Origin of the sequence: Streptomyces ziwulingensis, assembly GCF_039542605.1 — a bacterium.
Classification (GTDB): Bacteria; Actinomycetota; Actinomycetes; order Streptomycetales; family Streptomycetaceae; genus Streptomyces; species Streptomyces ziwulingensis.
Genome location: NZ_BAABIG010000013.1, coordinates 1 through 22,534, shown reverse-complemented (window position 1 = coordinate 22,534; position 22,534 = coordinate 1). Strand labels below are relative to the sequence as shown.

Here is a 22,534-nt window from a genome sequence, read left to right as displayed (position 1 = left end):
GGCGTGCCGCGGGGAGGGTGATGACGATGTTCCGTACCGGTTCGCACAGGAGGCGCGAGACGGGACCCGCCGCCCCTGAGGCGCTGCGTCTGGTCGAGGTCACCAAGAGATACGGGACCGGCGGCGGCGCGGTGACCGCGCTGGACGGTGTGACGCTCGGCCTGGAACGCGGCACCTTCACGGCGGTGATGGGGCCGTCCGGCTCGGGCAAGTCCACGCTGCTGCAGTGCGCGGCGGGTCTCGACCGGCCGGACAGCGGCGTCGTGCGGGTGGACGGCACCGAGCTGACCGGTGGCAGCGAGACGGAGCTGACCAGGTTCCGGCGCGGCCGGGTGGGGTTCGTCTTCCAGCAGTACAACCTGCTGGAGACGCTGACCGTCGCGCAGAACACGGTGCTGCCGCTGAAGCTGGCCGGGCGGCGCGTCGAGCGGGGGCGGGCCCGGGAGGTGCTGACCTCGGTGGGGCTCGGCGACCGGCTCGGCCACCGCCCCGACCAGCTCTCCGGCGGTCAGCGGCAACGGGTGGCGATCGCGCGGGCGCTGGTCACCGAGCCCCGGGTGCTCTTCGCGGACGAGCCGACGGGCGCGCTGGACACCCGCAGCGCCCGGCAGGTGCTGCGGCTGCTCCAGGACGTGGTGCGGGTGCACGGCCGGACCGTGGTGATGGTGACGCACGACCCGGTCGCCGCCGGTTACGCCGACTCGGTCGTCTTCCTGGCGGACGGCCGGCTCGCCGGGCGGACGGACGCGCCGACACCGGACGCGGTCGCCGAGCGGCTGGCGCACCTGGGCGACGAGACGACGGCGGGGGTGTGAGCGATGTTCGTCCTGTCCCTGCGGTCGGTCCGGCACCGGCCCGGACGGTTCCTCGCGACCCTGCTGTCCGCGTTCCTCGGCGCGGTGGTCGTGATGGCGTTCAACTCGATGCACGACACCGCGGCCGGCGAGGGCGTCGATCCGGTGAGCGCGCGGACGCTCGGCCTGTCGGCCGGGGTCGTGGGAGGTTACGGGAGCCTGCTGGTGTTCTTCGCGGTCGCCTCGACACTGACCGTCAACGTGCGTCAGCGCGCCCGTGAACTGGAGCTGCTGCGCTGCTCGGGGGCGACCCCGGCGCAGCTCCGGTGGCTGGTCGTGGGCGAGGCGGCGCTGATGGCGCTGGCGGGCGCCGCGCTGGCGGTCGGCCCGGCGGTGCTCGGCGGGCGGGCGCTGCTGTCGGTGTTCCAGGACAGCGGCCAGGTCGCGGAGTCGGTGGAGTTCGTCTTCGGTCCGGTCGCGCTGGCCTCCGGTGCGGGCAGCACGCTGCTCGCGGCGGCGGGCGCCGCGTTCCTCGCGGTGCGGCGGGCGGCCCGGCGCGGTGGGCGGCCGGCCCGGGCGCGGCGGTTCCTGGTCCCGGCGGCGCTGGTGGCCGGCGCGGCGTCCGTGTGCTCCACGTTCGCCTTCTCCGCGACGGACGAGGCGCTGATGGCGCCGGCGGTGTACGGGGCGATCCTGCTGTCGGTGGGGTTCGCGCTGCTGGCGCGGCGGCTGCTGACGGCGGTGGCCGACCGGCTGCCGCTGCGCGGGGCGAGCGGCTGGCTGGCCGTGCGCAATCTGCGCGAGCGCGCCGAGCACCTGGCCGGGATCCTGATGTCGCTGATCCTGTTCACGGCCGTGTCCACGGCGACGCTCACCATGCAGGGCGTGGAGAGCGACGCCGTCGCGGCCTCGGGCCTGGTGAAGTCGGTCGACGCCAAGAACCTGGAGACGCTCAACCTCACGGTGGTCGGCGTCATCGCGGTCTTCGTCTGCGTCATGCTGGTCAACTCGCTGTACGCGGCGACGACGTACCGGGCCCGCGAGTTCGGGCAGCAGCGGCTCGCGGGCGCGACGCCGGGGCAGGTGCTGGGCACGGTCGGGGTCGAGGGGGTGCTGCTGACGGTGACGGGCGTGCTGTGCGGCACGGTGGCCGCGCTGGCGGGGATCGTGCCGTTCACGCTGGTCCGGGGCGACGCGGTGCTGCCGGACGGGTTCCTCGGCATCTGGCTCACCATGGCGGGGGTCGCGGCGGCGGTGACGCTGGGGACCAGTCTGGCGACGGCCCGGCGAGTGCTGCGCACCCCGGCGGTGGACGCGGTCACCCTGGCGGCGTGAGGACGGCCCGGCGGGGACCGCGGCGGGCCGTCCGGCCGTGCTCGTCAGGCTCCGGGCTCAGCGGGCCGGCTCGGCCCGGGTGAACCGGTAGCCGGTGAAGTCGCGGAGGCGGACGTATCCGAGGCGCTGGTAGAGGGCGTTGCTGGTGGGGTTGGCCGGGTCGGCGTACAGGACGACGTCCGTCGCGCCCGCGTCCAGCGCGGCCCGGCTCACCGCGGCGGTCACGGCGCCCGCGTAGCCGCGGCCCCGGAAGGGCGCCGCGGTGGAGACCGGGTCCACCCGGACCATGCCGCCGACCATCGGCGTCGCGCCCGCCATGGCGACGGGGGTGCCGTCCGGGGTCTCCCAGAAGGTGAAGTGCTTGTCCGCGAAACGCGTGTCGGCCCAGCGGCCGGCGTCGAGGGCGTCGAGGGAGACCCGCTCGTCGACGTCGGCGCAGAACGCACGGCACCAGCGCACCACTTGTTCATGGTCCCGCCCGCCCGCGACCCGGCCCCGGCCGTCCGGGTGCGGCCGGGGCGGGGTGAGGGTGCCCAGGCGGTAGAGGTGCGTCCGCCAGAAGGGAACCGGCGCCGCGCCCGTGTGCCGCTGCCATGCCCCGGCGAAGGCGGTGGCGGTGTCGTGGTCGGCGATGACGCCGCGGGGCTGGTGGCCGAGGCCGGTCAGGTGGGCGGCGAGGGTGGCGGCCCGCTCGGCCGCAAGGGGCGTGAGGCTCAGGTAGCCGCGTCGGGTGCGGTAGCAGACGGCGCGGATGACGCCGTCCGCCTCCAGCCGGCCGAAGGCGCCGGCTTCGGGGCCGGACGGCTCCGGACCGCGGCCGCGCGGTCTTTCGAGGTCCGTCAGCAGCGTGTTGTGCAGGGCGGGGCGCGAGCGCAGGAAGTCTCCGGCTCGGGCGTGGAAGTCGTCGAGGTCTTCGGTGAGGTGCCACTCGTCGGGACGCATGCCGCATGATCCCCGACGCGGCCCGGCGCGGGTGCCCGTCCGGTCGGAGTCCGGCCACCGCGCCGTGACCCGCACACCCCCGTCGGCCGCGGGGATGCGCGGGTCCGTGCGCGGTGGTGCCCGGTTCGGTGCGCGGCGGTACTCAGTCGGCCCTGGCGTACTCCTGCGCCATGCTCCCCGCGAAGTCGTGCATGATCACCTGTTCGTCGCCTGTCGGTGCCCGCGAGCGGAGCGACCGACTCCGACCAGCGCCAGCCCGGTTCCCGGTCCCCACGGGACGCCACGAGCGTCCCGGTGGCCGCACGAGCATCACGGGGCGGCACGAGCGTCACGGGGCGGCACGAGCGTCACGGGGCGGCACGAGCGTCACGGGGCGGCACGGGCGAGCGTCCGGCCCCGCCTGTCCATCGTCCGCCCGTCGAGCGGGTACCGCCATCCGGGTGAGATTCCCGGGCGGGACGCGCCGGGCCGGAGGTACGGCGTTTCCCCCGGTGACCACGAAGGCGTACCGCCTCCTGTGTGATCACCCCGCAAGCCCTGACCGTTTCACGCGTTTTGTCTGCTTAGCATGCATGGTCCGCGTGCGCGAGCCGGCGTCGGCGCCGGCGGCTCCCCGTGCCGTCCGCCTTCCACCGCCCGCGCCGCCCGTCCCGTACGAGAGGACCCACATGGCGTTCCCGGGCCGTCCCCGCGCACTGGCCGAGCATGCCTTCTCCCCGCACGACGCCGTGCTGGGCGCCGCCGCCCGGCAGCTCGGCCGCCGGCGCTTCCTCACGGTCACCGCGGCCGCCGCCGCCCTCGCCTTCTCCACCAACCTGCCGGCCCGCGGTGCCGCCGCCGCGAGCGAGATGGACTCCGCACGGATCACCGACGACCCGTTCACGCTCGGCGTCGCCTCCGGGGACCCGCTGCCGGACTCGGTCCTGCTGTGGACCCGGCTCGCGCCGGAGCCGTTCACCGAGGGCGGCGGGCTCGGCCAGCAGCGCGTGGCGGTGGAGTGGGAGGTGTCCCTCGACGAGTACTTCGCCGCCGTCGTCCGGCGCGGCACCGCCCTGGCCTATCCGGAGTACAGCCACAGCGTGCACGTCGACGTCAAGGGACTGGACCCGGACAGCGTCTACCACTACCGGTTCCGGGCGGGGGCCTACCTCAGCCCCGCGGGCCGTACCCGCACCGCGCCCGAGCCGGGCGCCGCCCCCGCCTCGCTGCGGCTGGCCGCCGTCGCCTGCCAGGCGTACCAGGACGGCTACTACACCGTGCACCGGCACCTCGCCGAGACCGACGTCGACGTGGTGTTCCACCTCGGCGACTACCTGTACGAGTACGCGGTGAACTCGGCGGGCGGCGAACGCCGGTACACCGACATCACGCTGCCCGACGTCTTCAACCGCGAGACCATGACCCTGGCCGACTACCGCTTGCGCTACGCCCTGTACAAGAGCGACGCCGACCTGCGGGCGGCCCACGCCGCCCACCCGTTCGTCGTCACCTGGGACGATCACGAGACGGAGAACAACTACGCCGGGGCCGTCCCCGAGAACGACGTGCCGCCGGACCAGTTCCTGGTCCGCCGCGCCGCCGCCTACCGCGCCTACTGGGAGCACCAGCCGCTGCGCGCCGCCCAGCTCCCCCAGGGCCCCGACGCCCTGCTGTACCGGCGGCTGCACTGGGGCACGCTCGCCCAGTTCGACATTCTCGACACCCGCCAGTACCGCTCCGACCAGGCGTACGACGACCGGCCGCACGCCCCGGGCGCCGAGTCCGACGACCCGGCGCGCACCCTGACCGGCGCCGCCCAGGAACGCTGGCTGCTCGACGGCTGGAACGCCTCCGGCGCGCTGTGGAACGTGATGCCGCAGCAGGTGACGTTCTCCCAGCGGAAGTTCGACCTGACCGCCGACGCCCGCGTGTCGATGGACGCCTGGGACGGCTACCGCGCCTCCCGGGGCCGGCTCGTCGCCGGCGCCAGGGCCGCCGGCGTCGACAACTGGATGATCCTCACCGGTGACGTGCACGTCTCCTACGCCTTCGACGTCAAGGAGAACTTCGACGACCCGGACTCCGCGACCGTCGGCACGGAGCTGACCTGCACCTCCGTCGCCAGCGGCAAGGACGGCGAGGACCGGCCCGACGTGTGGGACACCTACATGAAGGCCAACCCGCACATGAAGTTCTTCAACGCCCGGCGCGGCATGGCCGTGGTGGAGATGGGCCGTCAGTCGGCCAAGGTGGACTTCAGGACGGTCGCCGCCATCTCCACCCCCGGCGCCGCCCTCACCACCGCGGCCTCCTTCGTCACCGAGGCCGGCGCGCCGGGCCTGAAACCGGCGTGAACCGCCCGGCACCCCTCGACCCGCACCCCTCGGCCCGCGCCCCTCGGCCCGCGCCCCTCGGCCCGCGCCCCTCGGCCGGCCGCCGTCACCCGTTCGCCGTCCCCCAAAGCGCGAACCTCGCGGGCACCGCGCATCAAGGGGGTGAAATCCGGCAAGGGTTAGGACTTTCGCATTCCTCTCAAGGAGGCACATCGCATGGTCGGCAGACATGCCACGGCCCGCCGCCGCGCCGCGTTCACCGCGCTCGGCGCCCTCGTCCTGACCGCCGCCGTCCCCTCGGCCGCGTCGGCGGGGCCGCCGCCCGCACCGGGGCCGCTGCCCACCGCCGCCCAGACGCTCGGCGCCGACCGCCCCTCGGCCCAGGTGCTGCGCGCGCTCGAACGCGACCTGGGGCTGACCTCGGACCAGGCGGCGGCCCGGCTGGTCAACGAGGCCGAGGCGGGCACCCGCGCCGGCCGGCTCCGCAACACCCTGGGGACGCGCTTCGCGGGTGCCTGGGTGAGCGGCGCGACCTCGGGGCAGCTCACCGTCGCCACCACCGACGCCTCCCAGGTGGCCGCCGTCCGGGCGCAGGGCGCGCACGCGACGGTCGTCCGCAGGTCCCTCACCGACCTGGGGGCCGTCAAGGCGAAGCTGGACGCCGCGGCCCGGCGGTCGGCCGGCCCGGACACCCCGGTCCGGTACGTCGACGTGGCGGCCAACCGGGTCGTCGTCCAGGCCACCAGCGAGTCGGCCGGCCGGGCCTTCGTCAGGGCGGCCGGGGTCGCGGCGGGCGACGTGGGCGTGCGGGTCTCGGCCAACCGGCCGCGGCTGCTGGCCGACATCGTCGGCGGTGATCCGTACTACGTCGACGGCGAGGCCCGCTGTTCCGTCGGCTTCTCCATCACCAGGGACCAGGAACAGGGGTTCGTCTCGGCCGGTCACTGCGGCGGGCCGGGGTCCGTGACGACCGGCGTGGACAGAAGCGCGCAGGGCGTGTTCAGGGCGTCCACGTTCCCCGGCAGGGACATGTCGTGGGTGGCGGTCAACGCCGAGTGGACGGCGACCCCGTCGGTGAAGGGTGAGGGCGAGGAGAAGGTGCAGGTCGCCGGTTCGGTGCAGGCGCTGGTGGGCGCGTCGGTGTGCCGCTCCGGGTCCACCACGGGCTGGCACTGCGGCACCATCGAGCAGTTCGACGCGAGCGTCGACTACGCCGAGGGCACCGTCGACGGCCTGACCCGGACCACGGTGTGCGCCGAACCCGGTGACTCCGGCGGTCCGTTCGTCGCCGGGGCCCAGGCCCAGGGCGTCACCTCCGGTGGTTCCGGCGACTGCGCGAGCGGCGGAACGACGTTCTTCCAGCCGGTCAACCCGGTCCTGGCGGACTACGGTCTCACCCTGAGGACGAACGCGGCGCCGGCCACCCTGCCCGCCCCGGCGGACGAGAACGCGGCCGAGGGCTGGACGCCGGGGCGGGTCTATCCGGCCGGGGCCGCGGTGACCCACGCCGGCGGGCGCTACCAGAGCCTGCGGGACCACCAGGCGCAGAACTCCTGGGCGCCGGAGAGCACGCCCGCGCTGTGGCAGCGGATGTGACGGGCGGCTGACGGTCCGCCGACGGCCCGCCGCCACGGGCCGTCGGCCGGAGCGGGTGGTCAGCCTTCGAGGAGGAGGGCGTAGGCGCCGGCGACGAACGGGTCGCGGGCGCGGAAGCGACGGGTGCACACCGCCGCCAGGGCCGTCCCGGTGTCCGGGCGGAAGCCGAGGAACGCCTGCTGGCCGAAGGTGGCGCCGCTGTGGAAGTACATCGGCCCGCCGTCGGTGGGGTGCCGGAACCACGCCACGGTGTGCACATGGCGGTGCCCCAGCCCCCGGCGCAGTACGGGCACCCGGACGGCCCGCAGGGCGTCCGCGACCGGTGACGTCCCCGGGTCGAGGTGGGCTTCGAGGAACGTGAGCAGGTCGTGCGGGGTGGCACGGACGGCGCCGGCGGCCGTGAAGCCGCCCACGTCGAGAGCGGGCACCGGGGTACGGCCGTCCTTGCCGTGGCCGGTGGCGTCCGTCCCGGGGCCCACCGGGCGCAGACCGGTGGCGCCGAGGCCGAGCGGGCGCAGTACGTGCGCGTCGAGCAGGTCCTCCCAGGCGGTGCCGGTGACCGCGGCGACGGCGTGGCCGAGCACCGAGACGCCGAAGTTGGAGTAGCGCCACCGGGTGCCGGGCCGCCGGCGCGGGCGGTGGCGCAGGAACGCCTCGGTCACCAGGGCGGCGGGATACCGGCCGTAGGGATTGGTGTGCCAGGCGGACCCGGCACGGGCGCGGAGGCCCGGCGGCAGGGCGGGCAGTCCGGAGGTGTGCGTGATGAGGTGGGCGAGCGTCACCGGGTCGGGACCGGGGTGGCTGCCGGGGTCCAGGCAGGCGGCGGCGGGTTCGCCGCCGGTCAGCACGCCCTGCCGGATCAGTCGGGCGAAGAGCAGTCCGGTGAACGTCTTGGACGCCGACCCCAGCTCGTGACGCAGATCCTCGCGCGGGACGCCGGGGGGCGGTGCGGTACCGCCGGTACGGACCGTGCGGCGGCCGTGGCGGGAGAGGGCGAAGACGGCGTCGGGCGCGTCGGCCGCGTCGACGGCGGCCGCCAGCCGCTCCGCCAGGTCCCGGTGCTGTCGTTCCTCCAGGTCGCGGTCCGGTCGTTCTTCCAGGTCGCGGTCCGGTCGTCGGGCCGGGTGCCCCGCGGCGCCCTCGTGGCGCGCCGCGGGCGGGCCGCCGGAGTCCTCCGCGTCGGCGGGTGTGCCCGGCCAGGGTGCGACGGCGGCGGTCACGCGGTGCTCCGCGACAGTTCGGTGAGGGTGCGGGAGGTGGCCAGCGCGGAGGCGAAGGCGGCGACCAGCGTCGAGTGGTAGACGACGTCGAAGACCTCCTCCGGGTCGCCCTCGGGCATGGTGCGGATGGCGGGCATGGCGCCGTCGGGCCGCTGGACCGCGGCGAACGCCTCCCAGGCCCGCTCGTCGAAGGTGGGCGCGGGCAGGCAGGCGTCGACCACGAGGAGTTCGCCGAGCAGGTCCCAGCGCTCCAGGTCCAGCCAGTCGTCGATCCAGACCGGCAGCCAGGTCGCGAGGTAGTCGGCGATGCGGGGCGGCAGCCCGCCCGGCTTCTCGCCCCAGTCGGTGAGGTGGAAGACCACATGGGTGATGTCGTAGGCGATGTGGCCCTCGACGGTCCAGGGTTCGGGGGTGTGGGCCAGCCAGGTACCGGCGAGCGCCTCGGCCTCGGGCGGGCGGGGGGTGAGGCCGTAGCGGCGCTGGAACGCGCAGAGGCCGAGTTTGCGGGTGGGGGTCGTCTCGAACGCCGCCCAACTGTCCAGCCGGTGGTTGACGGCGGCGGCCCGTTCCACCTCGGGCTGGCTGTGACCCAGTTCCTTGAAGGCCACGTAGACCTCGAAGGGGATCGGCGAGATCGGTTCCGTGCGCTGGCCGCGCACCAGCATGGTGCCGCCGTCCAGGGTCTCCCGCCAGGCGTGGTCGAGGAGTTGCCGGGCGAGCGTGGCCTGGTGGGAGCCGGCCACCCCCTCCCGGAAGATCACCTTGCAGATCAGGGCCAGTTCACCGAGCGGCTTGAACCGCTCCAGGAACCCCACCTCGGGGTCGACGTCGGTCTCCAGCCGGAAACCCTCGCGGTGCGCCCACAGCCATTCCAGGGCCCGGACTCCGACGGTGTGCATCAGACGCGTGTCGGTCATCCGAGCGCTCCTTGTCCGCTGCTTCGGTGGTCCGGGTCCACGCCGGGCCCGGCCGGGCGGGCCGGTGCCGCCGCCGGGGCCGGCGTCGCGGTGGCCGGGGTCGCGGTGGCCAGGGTCGCGGCGAAGGCGGCCATCAGCGTGGAGTGGTAACAGTGGGTGAAGTCCTCGCCCGGATCCAGGTGCTCGGTCTCGAACGCCCCCTCCTCGGCGACGGCGCCCGAGGGGTGCTGGGCGGCGGCGATCCGGCTCCACGCCTCCCGGAGCACGGCGGACCCGGTGGACTCGGCGAGGCCGGGCACGCTCGCCGCGACGGCGAGGAGTTCGCAGCTCAGGTCCCACATCCGGGCTTCGAGGCAGGTGTCGAGCCAGGGCGGGAGCCAGTGCGTGAGGTAGTCGGCGAGGGCGGGCGGGGCGCCGCCCTGAGCGGCGCGGCCCCAGTCGGTCAGGTGGAAGACGACGTGGGTGAGCGCGTAGCCGGCGGACCGCTCGAAGGTCCAGGGTTCGGGCAGGCCGCCCAGCCAGGTGGTGTCCAGTACCGCTTCGGGCGGGCCGGGCCGGTGGATGCGGGTGTGCCGTTCGGCGCTGAGCAGGCCGAGCCTGCGGGTGGGGTGCTGCTCGGTGCGGCGCCAGCCCCGGGTGCGGGCCACGGTGGCGGCCGCCGCCTCGTAGCCGGGGTGCCGCAGGCCCGCGGCGGCGAAGGCCGCGTAGACCTCCAGCGGATAGGTGGCGAACGGTTCCTGCCGTTGCAGGGCCAGGAACAGTTCGCCGTGGCCGGTCTGCCGCCAGGCGAAGTCGAGCAGGTCGCGGGCGAGGAGGTGCGACGGATCCTCGGGGGCGGTGCGCCGGCGCACGGTGGCGCACACCTGAGTGAGTTCGCCGAGCGGTTTCCAGGTGCGGTCGACCTGGCCGTCCGGGGCGAGCGCGGCGGCGCCGAGCGCGAACTCGCCGCGGTGCGCGCGGACCCAGCCGAGGGCCGCGTCGGCCACGTCCCGGACGCTCCGGGCCGCCACGGCGGTCACACGAGCGCCCCGAGCAGCATCAGCCGGGCCGCCCGCACCTGGAGGTCGATCTGCGGATCGCCGCCGGCCATCAGTTCCACGAAGTCCAGTCCGGCGTCGAGGCCGAGGGTGTCGGGGACGCCCTCGATCACGGTCAGCCAGCGGCCCGCGCCGGCCGCCTGCGTCCAGTCCCGGCGGCGCACCGCCCGGACGAAACCGCGGGCGACGTCGACGGGGCGGCCGCGGGCCGCGCGGCTCACGGCGTTCTCCTCGCCGGGCACGGCGAGCGGGGCGAGTACCGCCAGTTGATGGGTCAGCGCCCGCCAGTCGGCGGCGTCGAGCCAGTCGGCGCCGGGCTCCGGGGCGGTTGTGGTCTCGGAGTCGGTCGTGGAGCCGGGTCCGGGGGGCGTCAGCCGGCTCAGGGTCCGGGTCATGGCCCAGTGGCTCCACAGCACGGCGGGGGCGGAGTCGGCGCGTGGCGGATACGCCTCGACGGCCTGCCGGAACAGGGTCAGCTCCGTGGGCGTGGGCCGGGTGCCGAGCAGAGTGTGCGGCAGCAGGAAGTCCGCTCCGAGGACGCGTACGGCCGCGGGCGCGAGCCCGTCCGCCGCGGCGAGGGCCGGTGCGTCGCCGGACACCTGACCGTGGCCTCCGCTCCGAAGAGCGGAGGCCACGCCGGTGGCCAGATCCCGCACCGCGTCCTTCAGCAGGGACGAAGTGCCTGACTGGTCCATTCAGCTACTCCTGTCGATCCGGTCAACCCTTCTTGGGCCGCGGGGTCGGCGGCGAGAGCAGCACGCCGCCCTGTCCGCCCGCGAGTGCCAGTGCCGCACACTCCCGGCTGTCGCGGAAGACACCGTCCGCCTCGACGGGGTCGAGCGCCGCGTCGACGTCGATGCTCTGGATTCGGGTGGTCTCTTCGATCACCTTGTCCGTGGAAGGCATGTCACCATCTCCCTTGGTTGGCCGAAAGCCTTCACACCACAGGTGTCCGCTACGCCACAAATCATGCCTCTTGCCGCAAAATTCCCAGAAGTTACTTCTTTCAACAAGTCGGACATCGGGGAGTCGAGCCCGGCTTCCGGGCCGTGCCGGGCCCGCTCACGCCCCGCCCTCGGGCACCACGGTGAGCAGGCCGTCCTGGCCGGCCACCGCGGCCAGGGAGAGTGTGCGGTAGCCCGTCCGGTCGAAGAGGACCGTGATGCGGTCGCCGTCCTCGCTCAGCACCGTGCCCCGGCCCCATTCGCCGTGCCGCACCCGGGACCCCACCGGATAGTCGACGGCGGCGGGGTGGGCCCGCTCGGGCGGCGGCTCCTCGGTGCCGCCCGCCTCGCACCGGTCGCAGGTGCCGCAGGGCGGCTCGTAGCGCTCACCGAAGTAGCCGAGCAGGAACCGCCGTCGACAGCCGGTGGTCTCGGCGTAGGCACGGGCCATGTCGACCCGGGAGTGGTCGGTGCGGCGGTGCGCCTCGGCGGCCTCCTCGGCCCGCTCGGCGGCGACCGAGGGCGGGGTCGCCGGGTCCGGGAGGATCTCGCCCTCCTCCCCCGTCCGCACGGCGCCGGCCTCCTGGAGGAGGTTGACCGCCGCGGTGACGCGGCGGCGGGCCAGGCCGGTCTCCCGGTGCAGCCGGTCCAGGTCGGCCGGGTCGTCGCCGTGCTCGTGGACGGCGTCCGCCACCTCGGTCAGAACCTCCCGGCCGGGGGCGCGGCCGGCGAAGAACCGGCGCATGCCGGTGTCCTCGGTCCGGTGGTGCAGCACCGCGAGCGCCGGCTTGCCGTCGCGGCCGCAGCGGCCGACCTCCTGGTAGTAGGCGTCCAGTGAGCCGGGGAGCGAGGCGTGCAGGACGAACCGTACGTCCTCCTTGTCGATGCCCATCCCGAACGCGGTGGTCGCCACCACCACATCGGTCTCCCCGGCGAGGAACGCGTCGTGGACCCGGGCGCGTTCGGCGGCGGGCAGCCCCGCGTGGAACGGCACGGCCGTCAGTCCGAGGTCGGCGAGTTCCGCGGCGTACGCCTCGCTCTCCTTGCGCGTCCCGGCGTAGACGATGCCCGGTTTCGGTTCGGCGGCGGCCCGTTCCACCACGGCCCGGCGGCGCGCGTCGTCGTCGAGGAAGCGGACAGCCTCCAGCCTGATGTTCGGGCGGTCGAAGCTCGCCATGGTCAGCACGGGCCGGTCCATGCCGAGGCGTTCGGCTATCTCCGTGCGCACCGGCGGGGCCGCGGTGGCCGTGAGGGCGAGCAGGGGCGGCCGGCCCATCCGCCGCGCGGCCTGTTCCAGACGCAGGTAGTCGGGCCGGAAGTCGTGCCCCCACAAGGAGACGCACTGGGCCTCGTCCACGACGAAGAGGGAGGGTCTGGCCTCGGCCAGCCGCGTCACCACCTCGTCCTTGGCCAGTTGCTCCGGCGACAGGTACACGAACCGCGCCTCGCCCCGCCGCACCGCCTCCCAGGCGGCCTGCGCACCGGCGGCCGTGAGGTCGGAGTTGAGGGCCACGGCTCCGGGGGCGCCGTCACCGTCGGGCAGGCCGGCCATCTGGTCCCGCTGGAGCGCGAGGAGCGGCGAGACCACGACCACCGGGCCGTCCAGCAGGACCCCGGGCACCTGGTAGACGGCGGACTTGCCGGCCCCGGTCGGCATGACCACGAGGCCGTCCCGGCCGTCCAGTACCGCTCCCATGGCCCGCGTCTGCTCGTCCGAGAGGCTCTCCCAGCCGAACACCTCGGCGGCTGCCCGGCGCAGGCGCGCGGCGGGCGGTTCCTGCTCGTGCCGCCCCGGCCGGTACCGCTCCTCGGTCATGCCCACTCCTTCGCTCGCACCCTGCACTGACCCGGCCTAGTACCCGGAGGGCCGGGCCGGCAGTCGCCGTACGGAGCGTTCGGAGCGGATCACCGCCGGTCAGGGCCGCTCACCGCCGGTCAGGGCCGGTCAGGAACCCTTCGGGCGGTTTCCGTGCCGCCGCAGCCGCCACACGTTGTCGTCGCGGTGGCCCGCGACGCCGTCCGGGGAGGTGCTCGGGCGCCGGACCGCCTCCCGGGTCACGACGCTCCACCCGTCCTCGGGCAGGGCCAGTTCGGCGAGGACGCCGTCCAGGGTGGGGAACTCCGCGTCGAAGGGCGGTTCGGCCTGCCAGGACGGCCAGGCGGCGTGCATGACGACCAGCAGCGTGCCGCCCTCGGCGACGGCGCCGGCCGCGCTCCGCAGCACGCCCCGCTGGTCGAGGGCGACGGGCGACTGGAGGTACTGGGCGCTCACCAGGTCGAAGGAGCCCTCGGGGAACGACCTGCCCAACTCGTGGCGTTCGAACGAGATCCGGTCGCCGACGCCCGCCTCGGCGGCGTGGTCCGCGCCGCGCGCCAGTGCGGTGGCGGAGATGTCCGCGGCGGTGACCCGCCAGCCGCGCGCGGCCAGCCACACCGCGTCGCCGCCCTCCCCGCAGCCCAGGTCCAGCGCCCGGCCCGGGGTGAGGCCCGCCGCCTCACGGACGAGCAGTTCGTTGGGCCGGCCGCTCCAGACGCGGCCGGAGTTGCGGTACCGGGCCTCCCAGAACCGGTCGGGCTCGGCCGGCGAGGGTGTACGGGTCATGGTGGGCCTCCTGGCATCGGACGCGACGGCCGGCGCCGCGGAAGTACGACGCCTCGCCGACGAGCCTGCACCGGCAGGCGCCCCGCGGCCGAACGGTGTTGCCGGACCGGCAAAAGCCGCCGTCGGCGGCCCAGGAGTCGCGTACGTCGCGTCCGGAGTCTTGACGCACCTCGTGAAACAAGTCGATAGTTTTTGTAACTTCGACTCCTTCGATGCTTCGCTCCGGCCCAGCGCCCCGGATCCCGCTCGCGCGCGCGGCCGGCGGCGAGAGGAGGCATCAGCACATGGGCCGTTACAGCCGGCTCCACGAGATCGAGCGACTGGACCCGAGGAAGGACTACGAGCGGATCTTCTGGCTGCTCACCCAGTACGAGTTCCCCTGGGACTACCTCCAGGGCGTCTCGGTGGCGTTCCTGCGCGACTACGGCGTCCCGCGCATCTCCCGGCTCCTGGACCGCACCCAGGAGTTCGAACGGGCCGGGCAGAAGCGGTACGACGACACCGTGCTGATCGCGTACGAGATGGTCCGCGAGGGAATGGATTCCGACCATGGGAAGGCCACCGCCCGGCACCTCAACCGCATCCACGGCCGCTACCGCATCCCCAACGAGGACTTCCTGTACGTCCTGGCGACGACCGTGGTCGGTCCGAAGCGGTGGATCGACCGGTACGGCTGGCGGCCGCTGTCACCGCACGAGAGCGAGAGCCTCGCGCTGGTGGGCCGGCGCATGGGCGAGCTGATGGGCATCACCGGCCTGCCCGGCGACTACGCCGGGTTCGAACGGCTCCACGACTCCTTCGAGCAGGAGATGTTCGCCTACGACCCCGCCAACCGCAGGGTGGCCGCGGCCACCCTGCGGGTCACCACCGGCTGGTACCCGCGCCCGCTGCGTCCGCTGGTCGCGCGCGTCTCGCTGGCCGTGCTGGACGAACCGCTGCTGACCGCCCTGGGGTTCCGGCCGCAGCCCCGCCCGCTGCGGACGGCGGCTCACCGCGCGCTGCGGGCCCGCGCCGCGGTGGTGCGCCGGATGCCGGCCCGGCCCCACTGGTGGCGGCACCGGAAGAAACCCCGCAGCTATCCGTTCGGTTGGACACTCGACGACCTCGGGCCGCACTGGGCCCACACCAGGCCCGCGGCCCCGCTCGCCGAAGAGACGCGGGCATCTCGGTCAACACAGTCACCACCGGCAACACAGTCACCACCGGCATCACAGCAACCACACGAGCCACAAGAACCACAGGAGCGGCAATGACCCACACCACCGAAGGTCCCGGCACCTTCACCTCCCGGGACCCGGCCACCGGCACCCCGCTCACCGAGCACCCGGCGCACGGGCCGCGGGAGGTCGGCGAGGCGGTGGCGCGGGCCCGGGAGGCCGGCGCCCGCTGGGCCGCGCTCCCGGCGTCCGGGCGCCGTACCCGCCTGCTGCGGTGGAAGCGGGAACTGGCGGAGCGGCTGGACGCGGTGGCGGCCACGGTGGCGGCGGAGACGGGCAAGCCGCGCCAGGACGCCGAGCTGGAGGTGCTGCTCGCCCTCGGCCACCTGGACTGGGCGGCGCGCCGTGCGGGGCGGGTGCTGCGCCGGCGCCGGGTGCGTACCGGGCTGGTCGCCGCGCACCAGACGGCGACGCTGGTGCACCGCCCGCTCGGTGTGGTCGGTGTGCTCGGCCCGTGGAACTACCCCGTGTACACGCCGATGGGCTCCGTCGGCTACGCGCTGGCGGCGGGCAACGCCGTGGTGTTCAAACCGTCGGAGTACACCCCGGGCACGGGCGTCCTGCTCGCCGAGCTGTTCGACGCGGCCGTGCCCGAGTACGCCGGACTGCTCGGCGTCGTCACCGGGCCCGGCTCGACGGGTGAGGCGCTGGCCCGCTCCGGGGTCGACAAGGTCGCCTTCACCGGCTCGCCGGGCACCGCGCGCAAGGTGATGGCGGTCTGCGCCGAGACGCTCACGCCGTTCCTGGCCGAGTGCGGCGGCAAGGACGCGGTGATCGTCACCGCGGACGCGGACCTGGACGCCGCCGCCGACGCGATCGTGTGGGGGGCGATGGCCAACGCCGGGCAGACCTGCGCCGGTGTGGAACGGGTCTACGCCGTGCGCGAGGTGCACGAGGAGCTGTGCCGGCGGATCGTGGCGCGGGCCGGGGCGCTGCGGCCGGGCTCCGGGGCGGACGCCTCCTACGGTCCGATGACCATGCCGGGCCAGAAGGACGTGGTGGAGCGCCATGTCCGGGACGCGCTGGCGAAGGGGGCGCGGGCCGCGCTCGGCGGCGAGGAGGGGTCCCCGGGGCCGTTCGTGGCGCCGGTCGTCCTGGTCGACGTACCGGAGGAGTCGGCCGCGATGAGCGAGGAGACGTTCGGGCCGGTCGTCGCGGTGAACGCGGTGCCGGACGCGGCCGAGGCGGTGCGCCGCGCCAACGCCTCCCGGTACGCGCTCGGCGCCGCGGTGTTCTGCGGCGGCGGCCGCGCCGGGGCGGCGCTCGCCGCCCGGCTGCGGGCGGGCGCGGTCTCCGTCAACGCGGTGCTGGGCTTCGCCACCGTACCGGCGCTGCCGTTCGGCGGGTCGGGCGACTCCGGTTTCGGCCGCATCCACGGGGAGGAGGGGCTGCGGGCCTTCACCGCGCCGCAGTCGGTCACGGTCCGGCGGTTCGCCGCTCCGGTGGACCTGACCTCGTTCGGCACGCCGGCCGCCGCGAAGGCCCGCGCGGCCTCCCTGGTACGGGCGCTGCACCGGCGCCGGTGAGCGGGCGGCCGGGCCGCCGCCGGGTGGGGCGGGGGTCCGGCCGGCCCGGCCGGGCGCCGGTCAGGCGGCGATCAGCGGGGCGAGGTAGCGGCGGGCGAAGGCGCGGGCCTGCTCCTCGTCGTCGAGTTCGATGCAACCGGCCGGGTTGAGGAGGAAGGAGACGGCGACGCGGACCATCAGCTCGGCCACCGGGCGCGGGTCGGAGTCGGGGCGGCCCTCGGCCTGCTGGGCCCGGCGCAGATGCGCCGTCAGATAGTCGGTGGTCGCGGTGAGGGACGGGCCGCCCTGCACGGTGAAGTAGGGCAGCACCAGTTCGGGCTCCAGCCGGAGCAGCCCGCCGAACAGCGGGTGCTCGCGGGTGTGCCGCAGGGCGGCCACGAACCCCTCGACGATCCGGTCCTCCATGGTGGGCAGCGCCGCGACGGCCGCGTCCAGTTGCTGGAAGAAGCGGCTGCCCTCGCGCAGCAGACACGCCTCGACCAGCCCGTCCTTGGTGCGGAAACGGCGGTACACCGTCACCCGCGAGACCCCGGCCCGCTTGGCCACGTCGTCCATGGAGGAGCGGCGCAGACCGAACGTCGTGAACTGTTCCAGCGCGGCGTCGAGGATCTGCCGGGCCACCTTCTCCTCGGTCTCCGGCCGGGCGATGGCCCGGGCGAGCAGGGAGTCGTCTCCAGATGTCTTCATGGTGCCTTTCACGGTACCGGCACGCGCCCTGTGTGTAACACTGATACAGGTCTCATACATATGTATCACGAGCGGGTCCGGAGGACTGTCATGGGAAGTCGTCTCACCGAGCAGCAGGCAGATTTCGCCGCCGCCGTCCGTGACTTCGCCAAGCGCGAGTGCGGCACGCGGGAGCAGCGGGAGGCCCTGACCGACGGCGGCCGGGAACCGCACCACCAAGGGATCTACGACAAGCTCGCCGACCTCGGCTGGCTCGGGGTCTGTCTGCCCGAGGAGTACGGCGGCGCGGGCGGCGGCCTCGCCGACGCCTGCGTCTTCCTGGAGGAGACCGCGTACGGCCTGGTGCCCGCCGGCGGCTTCGTCACCACCGTCATCACCGCCAAGGCGTACGAGCGGTTCGGCACCGAAGCCCAGCGGCGCGAGGTGCTCGGCGGCGCGGTGCGCGGCACGGTCCTCTCGGTCGCCATGTCGGAACCGGCGGCCGGTTCGGACGTGGGCGCGCTGCGCTGCCGCGCCGGACGGCAGGCGGACGGCGGCTGGCTGGTCGAGGGGCAGAAGACCTGGATCTCCAACGCCCACCTCGCCCGGAGCATGCTGCTGGTCGCCCGCACCGGCGGGGACAAGCACAAGGGGCTCACGATGTTCCACGTCCCGATGGACACGCCCGGCGTCGAGGTCCGGTCCATCGAGACCATGGGGGGCCGCGAGGTCAACGACGTCTTCCTCACCCAGGTGCGGCTGCCCGCCGACGCGGTGGTCGGTGAGGCCGACGCGGGCTGGGGCCAGCTCATGGCCGGGCTCAACTACGAGCGGCTCTTCCTCGCCGCCAACATGCTGGGGCTGGCCCGGCGGGCCTTCGACGACGCGGTGGCCTACGTCCGCGAGCGCGAGCAGTTCGGCCGGCCGGTCGGTTCCTTCCAGGCGCTGCGGCACCGCGTGGCCGACCTGGCCACGGAGATCGAGTGCGCCCGCCTGCTGGTGCGGGAGGTGGCGGCGGACTGCGACGCCGCGCCGGAGCGGCTCTTCCCGCGCGAGGCGTCGATGGCCAAGCTGAAGGCGACCGAGACCGCCAAGCGGGTCGCCCTGGAGTGCATGCAGATGATGGGCGGCTACGGCTACGCCACCGAGTACGGCATGGAACGCCACCTGCGGGCGGCCGTCGTCTCCACCGTGTACGGCGGCACCAGCGAGATCCAGCGGGACATCATCGGCAAGAGCTACGGCCTGTAGTACGGGTAGGGGGCCGCCCCACCCGGCGAGGTGGGGCGGCCCCGTGGGTCCGGCGCGGCGCGTCAGCCCTCGTAGAGGTCCGCGAGGTCACCGGCGTACCGGTCGCGGATGACGCGGCGGCGCATCTTCAGCGAGGGGGTGAGTTCGCCCGTGGCGGGGCCCCATTCCCGGGCCAGCAGCCGGTGGCGCTTGACCTGTTCGGTGCGGTTGAGCCGGGTGTTGGCGGCGGCGACCGCCCGGTCCACCTCCTCGCGTACGGCCGGGTGCGCGGCCAGCGCGGCGAGGTCGCCGCCGGTGTCCACGCCGTGCGCGGCGGCCCAGGCCGGCGCGGCCTCGGCGTCCAGGACCAGCAGGGCGACCAGGTAGGAGCGGTTGTCGCCGTGGACCAGGGCCTGGCCGATCAGGGGGTGTTCCTTCAGGGCGTTCTCCACCAGGGCCGGAGAGACGTTCTTGCCGGTCGAGGTGATGATCATCTCCTTCTTGCGGTCGGTGATCCAGACGTAGCCGTCCTCGTCGATCCGCCCGATGTCGCCGGTGCGCAGCCACCCTTCCGCGTCCAGCGCCGGTTCCACCGAGCCGTCCGGCCGGAGATAGCCGGAGAAGACGGAGGCGCCCCGGACCTCGATCTCGCCGTCCTCGGCGGTGCGCACCTCGACCGAGGAGACCGGACGTCCGACCGAGCCCAGCCGGAAGCCGGTGCGCGGGCTGTTGGCGGTCGCCACGCCCGTCGTCTCGGTCAGGCCCCAGGCGTCCATGACCGGAACCCCGAAGCCGGCCCAGAACCGCACCACGTCCATCGGCATGGGCGCCGAGGCGCTGGCGGCCCAGGTGACCCGGTCCAGTCCGCCGGCCCGCAGCAGCGGCAGCAGCACCCGCTCCCGGCACTGGGCGTACGCCGTCTCCAGTTCGGCGGACGGCCGCTCACCGCGCTCCTGGCAGGCGATGTACGCGCGGGCCACCTCCGCGGCGTCGTCCACCGCCTCGCGCTGCTCCTCGGGCAGGAGGGAGAGCACGGCGCGCACGGCGGCGGCGAGCTTCTCCCAGATCCTCGGCACGCCGAAGAACTGCCGCGGCCGCACCTCGCGCACGGTGGCGGCGACGGCGGCCGGGTCGGCGCACAGATGGACGTGGGAGGCGCGGTGGCAGGGCAGGTAGACGCCCAGCATGCGCTCCGCGATGTGCGCGAACGGCAGGTAGCAGACGTGCTCGACGTGCGGCGGCAGTTCCACCACCTCGTCCAGCGCCCGCGCGTTGGCCAGCACCTGCGCGTGGGTGAGGACGACGCCCTTGGGTTCCCCGGTGGTGCCGGAGGTGTAGACGACGGTGAGCGCGTCCTCGGGGCGGGCGGCGTCCAGCACCTTGCCGAACTCCTCCGGGACCGGCTCCCGCAGCAGCGCGGCGTACGGGAAGTGACCGCCTTCCTGCCCCTCGGCCATGACCACCAGCCGGGCGAGCGGGATTTCGGCGTCGGCCAGCAGGGGCTCCCACACCTCGGTCTGCGCGGACCCCTCCACGACGGCCAGCGCCGCCCGGCAGTTGCGGGCGATGTGCGCGATCTGCGGGGGCGCCGAGGTGCCGTAGACACTGACCGGCACGGCTCCCAGGCGGACCAGGGCGAGGTCGGTCAGCCAGTGTTCGGCCCGGTTGGACGCCATCAGCAGCACATGGTCGCCGCGGCCGACCCCGAGCGCCGCGTAACCCGCCGCGAGGCGGGTGGTGTGGTCCCGGACCCCGGCCCAGGTGAGCGTGGTCCAGCCGTCGGTGCCCGGCTCCCGCCAGGACAGGGCGGGCAGGTCGGGGTGGTGGCGGGCGTTGCGCTGCACGAGCTGCGGCAGGGTGGTGGCCGCGGCGGCCGGCGTCGCGGTCTGTGTCGCCGCCGCTTCCGTGGCTGTGGTGCGTTCCCCCTCGGTGCGCGGGGCTGGTGCCATGACGGCCTCCTGGCGGGATGGGAAGGGGTGGTTCAGCGGTCGGTGCGGGGCTGGGCGGTGGCGGGTCCGTCGGTGAACCGCTCGCCCCGCTCGGCCTTGCGGACGAGGAGTCCGGGCGGGGCGAAGCGCTCGCCGTGCGCGTCGCGCAGTTCGCGGGCACGGGTCAGGAAGGCGGGCAGGCCGCCGGGATAGCCGTCGACGTAGTTCAGGACACCGCCCGTCCACGCGGGGAAGCCGATGCCGAGGAGCGAGCCGACGTTGGCGTCGGCCACCGAGGTCAGGACGCCCTCCTCCAGGCAGCGCACCGCGTCGAGTGCCTCGACGAAGAGCATCCGCTCCCCCAGTTGCGCCAGGTCGGCGCCGCGCAGCGCCGGGTCGGCGAAGTGCTCGCGCAGGCCGGGCCAGAGGCCGGCACGGCGGCCGTCGGCGTAGTCGTAGAAACCGGCCCCGCCGCTGCGGCCGGGGCGCCCGAACTCGTCGATCATGCGGTCGACGAGGGCGTCGGCGGGGTGCGGCTGCCAGGTCCCGCCCGCCTCCTCGGTGGCCCGGCGGGTCTCCTCACGGATCTTGCGGGGGAGGGTGAGGGTCAGTTCGTCCATCAGGGCGAGCACCTTGGCCGGGTAACCGGCCTGCGCGGCGGCCTGTTCGACGCTCGCCGGGTCGTGGCCCTCGGCGACCAGGGCGACGCCCTCGTCGATGAAGCGGCCGATGACGCGGGAGGTGAAGAAGCCGCGGCTGTCGTTGACGACGATCGGCGTCTTCTGGATCTGCCGGACCAGGTCGAAGGCGCGGGCGAGCGCCTCGTCACCGGTCCGCTCCCCCTTGATGATCTCCACCAGCCGCATCTTGTCGACGGGTGAGAAGAAGTGCAGCCCGATGAAGTCCGCGGGCCGCTGGACGGCCTCGGCGAGCGCGGTGACGGGCAGTGTCGAGGTGTTGGAGCAGAGCAGCGCGTCGGCGGCGACGTACTTCTCGGCCTCCCGGAACACCTCGGCCTTCAGCCGCGGGTCCTCGAAGACCGCCTCGATCACCGCGTCGCAGCCCGCGAGGTCCGCCGTGTCGCCGGTGGGGGTGATACGGCCGAGGACCGCCTCCCGTTCGGCCCCGGTGGTGCGGCCCTTGGCCACGGCACGGTCCAGCAGCCGGACCGAGTACTCCTTCCCGCGCGCGGCGGCCTGCGCGCTCACGTCCTTCAGGACGACCTCGATGCCCGCCATCGCGCAGGCGTAGGCGATGCCGGCGCCCATCATCCCGGCGCCGAGCACGGCGGCCCTGCGGACCGGGCGGGGCCCGATCCCCTGCGGGCGGCTGACGCCGGAGTTGACGGCCTGGAGGTCGAAGAAGAACCCCTGGATCATGTTCTTCGAGGTCTGGCCGGTGACGAGTTCGGTGAGGTGGCGGGCCTCGATCACGAAGGCGGTGTCGAGGTCGACCTGGCTGCCCTCCACGGCCGCCGCGAGGATGTGGCGCGGCGCCGGGTAGGGGGCACCGGCCAGCTTCTTGCGCAGGTTGGCGGGGAAGGCGGGGAGCTGGGCGGCGAGCTTCGGGGTGCTGGGCGTGCCGCCGGGGATGCGGTGGCCGGGGCGGTCCCAGGGCTGGGCGGACTCGGGGTGGGCGTCGATGAACGCCCGGGCCCGGTCCAGGAGTTCGCCTGGGCCGGGGGCGATCTCGTCCACCAGTCCCGCCGCGAGCGCGTCCGCCGGGCCGTACTGCCGGCCCTCCAGGAGCACCTTGAGCAGGGCGTCGGCGATCCCGAACATCCGTACCGTGCGGGTGACCCCGCCTCCGCCGGGCAGCAGGCCGAAGGTCACCTCGGGCAGGCCGACGCGGGCCGCGGGCCGGTCCAGCAGGACGCGGTGGTGGCAGGCGAGGGCGATCTCGTAACCGCCGCCGAGCGCCGCGCCGTTGATCGCGGCGACGACGGGCGCGCCCAGCGTCTCCAGCCTGCGCAGGGCGCGCTTGACGCGCATGCCCGCCTCGAAGGCCTGCCCGGCCGTCTCGGGGGTGGCGGCGATCAGGTCACGCAGGTCGCCGCCGGCGAAGAAGGTCTTCTTCGCGGAGGCGACGACGACGCCGCGGAGGGTGTCCCTGGCCGCCTCCAGCCGGTCGACGGTGGCGTCGAGCGAGTCGATGAACGCGGCGTTCATGGTGTTGGCGGACTGGTCGGGGTCGTCCAGGACCAGGGTGACGACGTGGTCGGCGTCCTCTTCCCAGCGGATGGTGGTGGACTCGGTGCTCATGACGGTG

At 74.6% G+C, this 22,534-nt stretch carries 18 protein-coding genes; 7 read left to right on the top strand and 11 right to left on the bottom strand.

Going from position 1 to position 22,534, the window contains the following annotated elements; all coding sequences use genetic code 11:
* The first annotated feature begins 26 nt into the window (after positions 1 to 26).
* Positions 27 to 815, top strand: a complete 789-nt coding sequence (locus ABEB00_RS05930; protein WP_345618049.1) for an ABC transporter ATP-binding protein — start codon at positions 27 to 29, stop codon at positions 813 to 815.
* A 3-nt stretch (positions 816 to 818) separates the two neighbouring features.
* The gene (locus ABEB00_RS05925; RefSeq protein WP_345617841.1) at positions 819 to 2,129 is read left to right on the top strand and encodes an FtsX-like permease family protein; all 1,311 of its coding nucleotides are present in this window, start codon (positions 819 to 821) and stop codon (positions 2,127 to 2,129) included.
* Between the two features lie 57 nt (positions 2,130 to 2,186).
* On the opposite strand, the gene ABEB00_RS05920 is transcribed toward ABEB00_RS05925, so the two are convergent.
* A complete protein-coding gene (locus ABEB00_RS05920) occupies positions 2,187 to 3,071 on the bottom strand; it encodes a GNAT family N-acetyltransferase (protein WP_345617840.1) in 885 nt (294 codons plus the stop codon).
* A 668-nt stretch (positions 3,072 to 3,739) separates the two neighbouring features.
* On the opposite strand from ABEB00_RS05920, the gene ABEB00_RS05915 reads away from it, so the two are divergent.
* Positions 3,740 to 5,404, top strand: coding sequence for an alkaline phosphatase D family protein (locus ABEB00_RS05915; protein WP_345617839.1), 1,665 nt, complete (start codon positions 3,740 to 3,742; stop codon positions 5,402 to 5,404).
* Between the two features lie 195 nt (positions 5,405 to 5,599).
* Entirely contained in the window at positions 5,600 to 6,979 is a 1,380-nt protein-coding gene (locus ABEB00_RS05910) for an alpha-lytic protease prodomain-containing protein (protein ID WP_345617838.1), read from the top strand.
* A gap of 59 nt (positions 6,980 to 7,038) precedes the next feature.
* On the opposite strand, the gene ABEB00_RS05905 is transcribed toward ABEB00_RS05910, so the two are convergent.
* The 7 genes from ABEB00_RS05905 to ABEB00_RS05875 form a co-directional block, all read right to left on the bottom strand.
* On the bottom strand, positions 7,039 to 8,199 hold the full coding sequence (locus tag ABEB00_RS05905; protein ID WP_425586440.1) for a serine hydrolase domain-containing protein: 1,161 nt from the start codon (positions 8,197 to 8,199) through the stop codon (positions 7,039 to 7,041).
* The gene (locus tag ABEB00_RS05900) at positions 8,196 to 9,116 is read right to left on the bottom strand and encodes a DUF6895 family protein (protein ID WP_345617837.1); all 921 of its coding nucleotides are present in this window, start codon (positions 9,114 to 9,116) and stop codon (positions 8,196 to 8,198) included. The genes ABEB00_RS05905 and ABEB00_RS05900 overlap by 4 nt, the downstream gene beginning before the upstream one ends.
* Positions 9,113 to 10,135 carry a DUF6895 family protein gene (locus ABEB00_RS05895; RefSeq protein ID WP_345617836.1) on the bottom strand — a complete coding sequence of 341 codons (1,023 nt, stop codon included), beginning with the start codon at positions 10,133 to 10,135 and terminating at the stop codon, positions 9,113 to 9,115. Before ABEB00_RS05895 ends, ABEB00_RS05900 begins: the two co-directional genes overlap by 4 nt.
* Positions 10,132 to 10,848 (bottom strand): hypothetical protein, encoded by a 717-nt coding sequence (locus tag ABEB00_RS05890; RefSeq protein WP_345617835.1) that lies wholly within the window; start codon positions 10,846 to 10,848, stop codon positions 10,132 to 10,134. Before ABEB00_RS05890 ends, ABEB00_RS05895 begins: the two co-directional genes overlap by 4 nt.
* A gap of 22 nt (positions 10,849 to 10,870) precedes the next feature.
* Positions 10,871 to 11,059 (bottom strand): hypothetical protein, encoded by a 189-nt coding sequence (locus ABEB00_RS05885; RefSeq protein ID WP_345617834.1) that lies wholly within the window; start codon positions 11,057 to 11,059, stop codon positions 10,871 to 10,873.
* Between the two features lie 156 nt (positions 11,060 to 11,215).
* The gene (locus tag ABEB00_RS05880; RefSeq protein ID WP_345617833.1) at positions 11,216 to 12,913 is read right to left on the bottom strand and encodes a RecQ family ATP-dependent DNA helicase; all 1,698 of its coding nucleotides are present in this window, start codon (positions 12,911 to 12,913) and stop codon (positions 11,216 to 11,218) included.
* A gap of 129 nt (positions 12,914 to 13,042) precedes the next feature.
* The gene (locus ABEB00_RS05875) at positions 13,043 to 13,699 is read right to left on the bottom strand and encodes a class I SAM-dependent methyltransferase (protein WP_345617832.1); all 657 of its coding nucleotides are present in this window, start codon (positions 13,697 to 13,699) and stop codon (positions 13,043 to 13,045) included.
* A gap of 284 nt (positions 13,700 to 13,983) precedes the next feature.
* Between ABEB00_RS05875 and ABEB00_RS05870 the strand changes: the two genes are divergently transcribed.
* Complete coding sequence (locus ABEB00_RS05870; RefSeq protein ID WP_345617831.1) at positions 13,984 to 14,952, top strand: oxygenase MpaB family protein; 969 nt, start codon at positions 13,984 to 13,986, stop codon at positions 14,950 to 14,952.
* A complete protein-coding gene (locus ABEB00_RS05865) occupies positions 14,949 to 16,442 on the top strand; it encodes an aldehyde dehydrogenase family protein (RefSeq protein ID WP_345617830.1) in 1,494 nt (497 codons plus the stop codon). The genes ABEB00_RS05870 and ABEB00_RS05865 overlap by 4 nt, the downstream gene beginning before the upstream one ends.
* A 60-nt stretch (positions 16,443 to 16,502) precedes the next feature.
* Here the strand turns inward: ABEB00_RS05865 and ABEB00_RS05860 are convergent, their stop codons facing one another.
* Entirely contained in the window at positions 16,503 to 17,129 is a 627-nt protein-coding gene (locus tag ABEB00_RS05860; protein ID WP_345617829.1) for a TetR/AcrR family transcriptional regulator, read from the bottom strand.
* A gap of 90 nt (positions 17,130 to 17,219) precedes the next feature.
* Between ABEB00_RS05860 and ABEB00_RS05855 the strand changes: the two genes are divergently transcribed.
* Entirely contained in the window at positions 17,220 to 18,359 is a 1,140-nt protein-coding gene (locus tag ABEB00_RS05855; RefSeq protein ID WP_345617828.1) for an acyl-CoA dehydrogenase family protein, read from the top strand.
* A gap of 62 nt (positions 18,360 to 18,421) precedes the next feature.
* Here the strand turns inward: ABEB00_RS05855 and ABEB00_RS05850 are convergent, their stop codons facing one another.
* Both ABEB00_RS05850 and ABEB00_RS05845 read right to left on the bottom strand, forming a co-directional pair.
* Complete coding sequence (locus ABEB00_RS05850; protein WP_345617827.1) at positions 18,422 to 20,287, bottom strand: AMP-dependent synthetase/ligase; 1,866 nt, start codon at positions 20,285 to 20,287, stop codon at positions 18,422 to 18,424.
* Positions 20,288 to 20,319: 32 nt separating this feature from the next.
* Entirely contained in the window at positions 20,320 to 22,527 is a 2,208-nt protein-coding gene (locus tag ABEB00_RS05845) for a 3-hydroxyacyl-CoA dehydrogenase NAD-binding domain-containing protein (protein ID WP_345618047.1), read from the bottom strand.
* Positions 22,528 to 22,534 lie beyond the last annotated feature (7 nt).

What these genes read in the sequence shown, in the direction of transcription:
- ABEB00_RS05930 (WP_345618049.1), top strand. Translation starts at nt 27, where the DNA reads ATGTTCCGTACCGGTTCGCACAGGAGGCGCGAGACGGGACCCGCCGCC.
- ABEB00_RS05910 (WP_345617838.1), top strand. Translation starts at nt 5,600, where the DNA reads ATGGTCGGCAGACATGCCACGGCCCGCCGCCGCGCCGCGTTCACCGCG.
- ABEB00_RS05925 (WP_345617841.1), top strand. Translation starts at nt 819, where the DNA reads ATGTTCGTCCTGTCCCTGCGGTCGGTCCGGCACCGGCCCGGACGGTTC.
- ABEB00_RS05845 (WP_345618047.1), bottom strand. Translation starts at nt 22,527, where the DNA reads ATGAGCACCGAGTCCACCACCATCCGCTGGGAAGAGGACGCCGACCAC.
- ABEB00_RS05900 (WP_345617837.1), bottom strand. Translation starts at nt 9,116, where the DNA reads ATGACCGACACGCGTCTGATGCACACCGTCGGAGTCCGGGCCCTGGAA.
- ABEB00_RS05855 (WP_345617828.1), top strand. Translation starts at nt 17,220, where the DNA reads ATGGGAAGTCGTCTCACCGAGCAGCAGGCAGATTTCGCCGCCGCCGTC.
- ABEB00_RS05920 (WP_345617840.1), bottom strand. Translation starts at nt 3,071, where the DNA reads ATGCGTCCCGACGAGTGGCACCTCACCGAAGACCTCGACGACTTCCAC.
- ABEB00_RS05870 (WP_345617831.1), top strand. Translation starts at nt 13,984, where the DNA reads ATGGGCCGTTACAGCCGGCTCCACGAGATCGAGCGACTGGACCCGAGG.
- ABEB00_RS05860 (WP_345617829.1), bottom strand. Translation starts at nt 17,129, where the DNA reads ATGAAGACATCTGGAGACGACTCCCTGCTCGCCCGGGCCATCGCCCGG.
- ABEB00_RS05850 (WP_345617827.1), bottom strand. Translation starts at nt 20,287, where the DNA reads ATGGCACCAGCCCCGCGCACCGAGGGGGAACGCACCACAGCCACGGAA.
- ABEB00_RS05880 (WP_345617833.1), bottom strand. Translation starts at nt 12,913, where the DNA reads ATGACCGAGGAGCGGTACCGGCCGGGGCGGCACGAGCAGGAACCGCCC.
- ABEB00_RS05885 (WP_345617834.1), bottom strand. Translation starts at nt 11,059, where the DNA reads ATGCCTTCCACGGACAAGGTGATCGAAGAGACCACCCGAATCCAGAGC.
- ABEB00_RS05915 (WP_345617839.1), top strand. Translation starts at nt 3,740, where the DNA reads ATGGCGTTCCCGGGCCGTCCCCGCGCACTGGCCGAGCATGCCTTCTCC.
- ABEB00_RS05890 (WP_345617835.1), bottom strand. Translation starts at nt 10,848, where the DNA reads ATGGACCAGTCAGGCACTTCGTCCCTGCTGAAGGACGCGGTGCGGGAT.
- ABEB00_RS05875 (WP_345617832.1), bottom strand. Translation starts at nt 13,699, where the DNA reads ATGACCCGTACACCCTCGCCGGCCGAGCCCGACCGGTTCTGGGAGGCC.
- ABEB00_RS05865 (WP_345617830.1), top strand. Translation starts at nt 14,949, where the DNA reads ATGACCCACACCACCGAAGGTCCCGGCACCTTCACCTCCCGGGACCCG.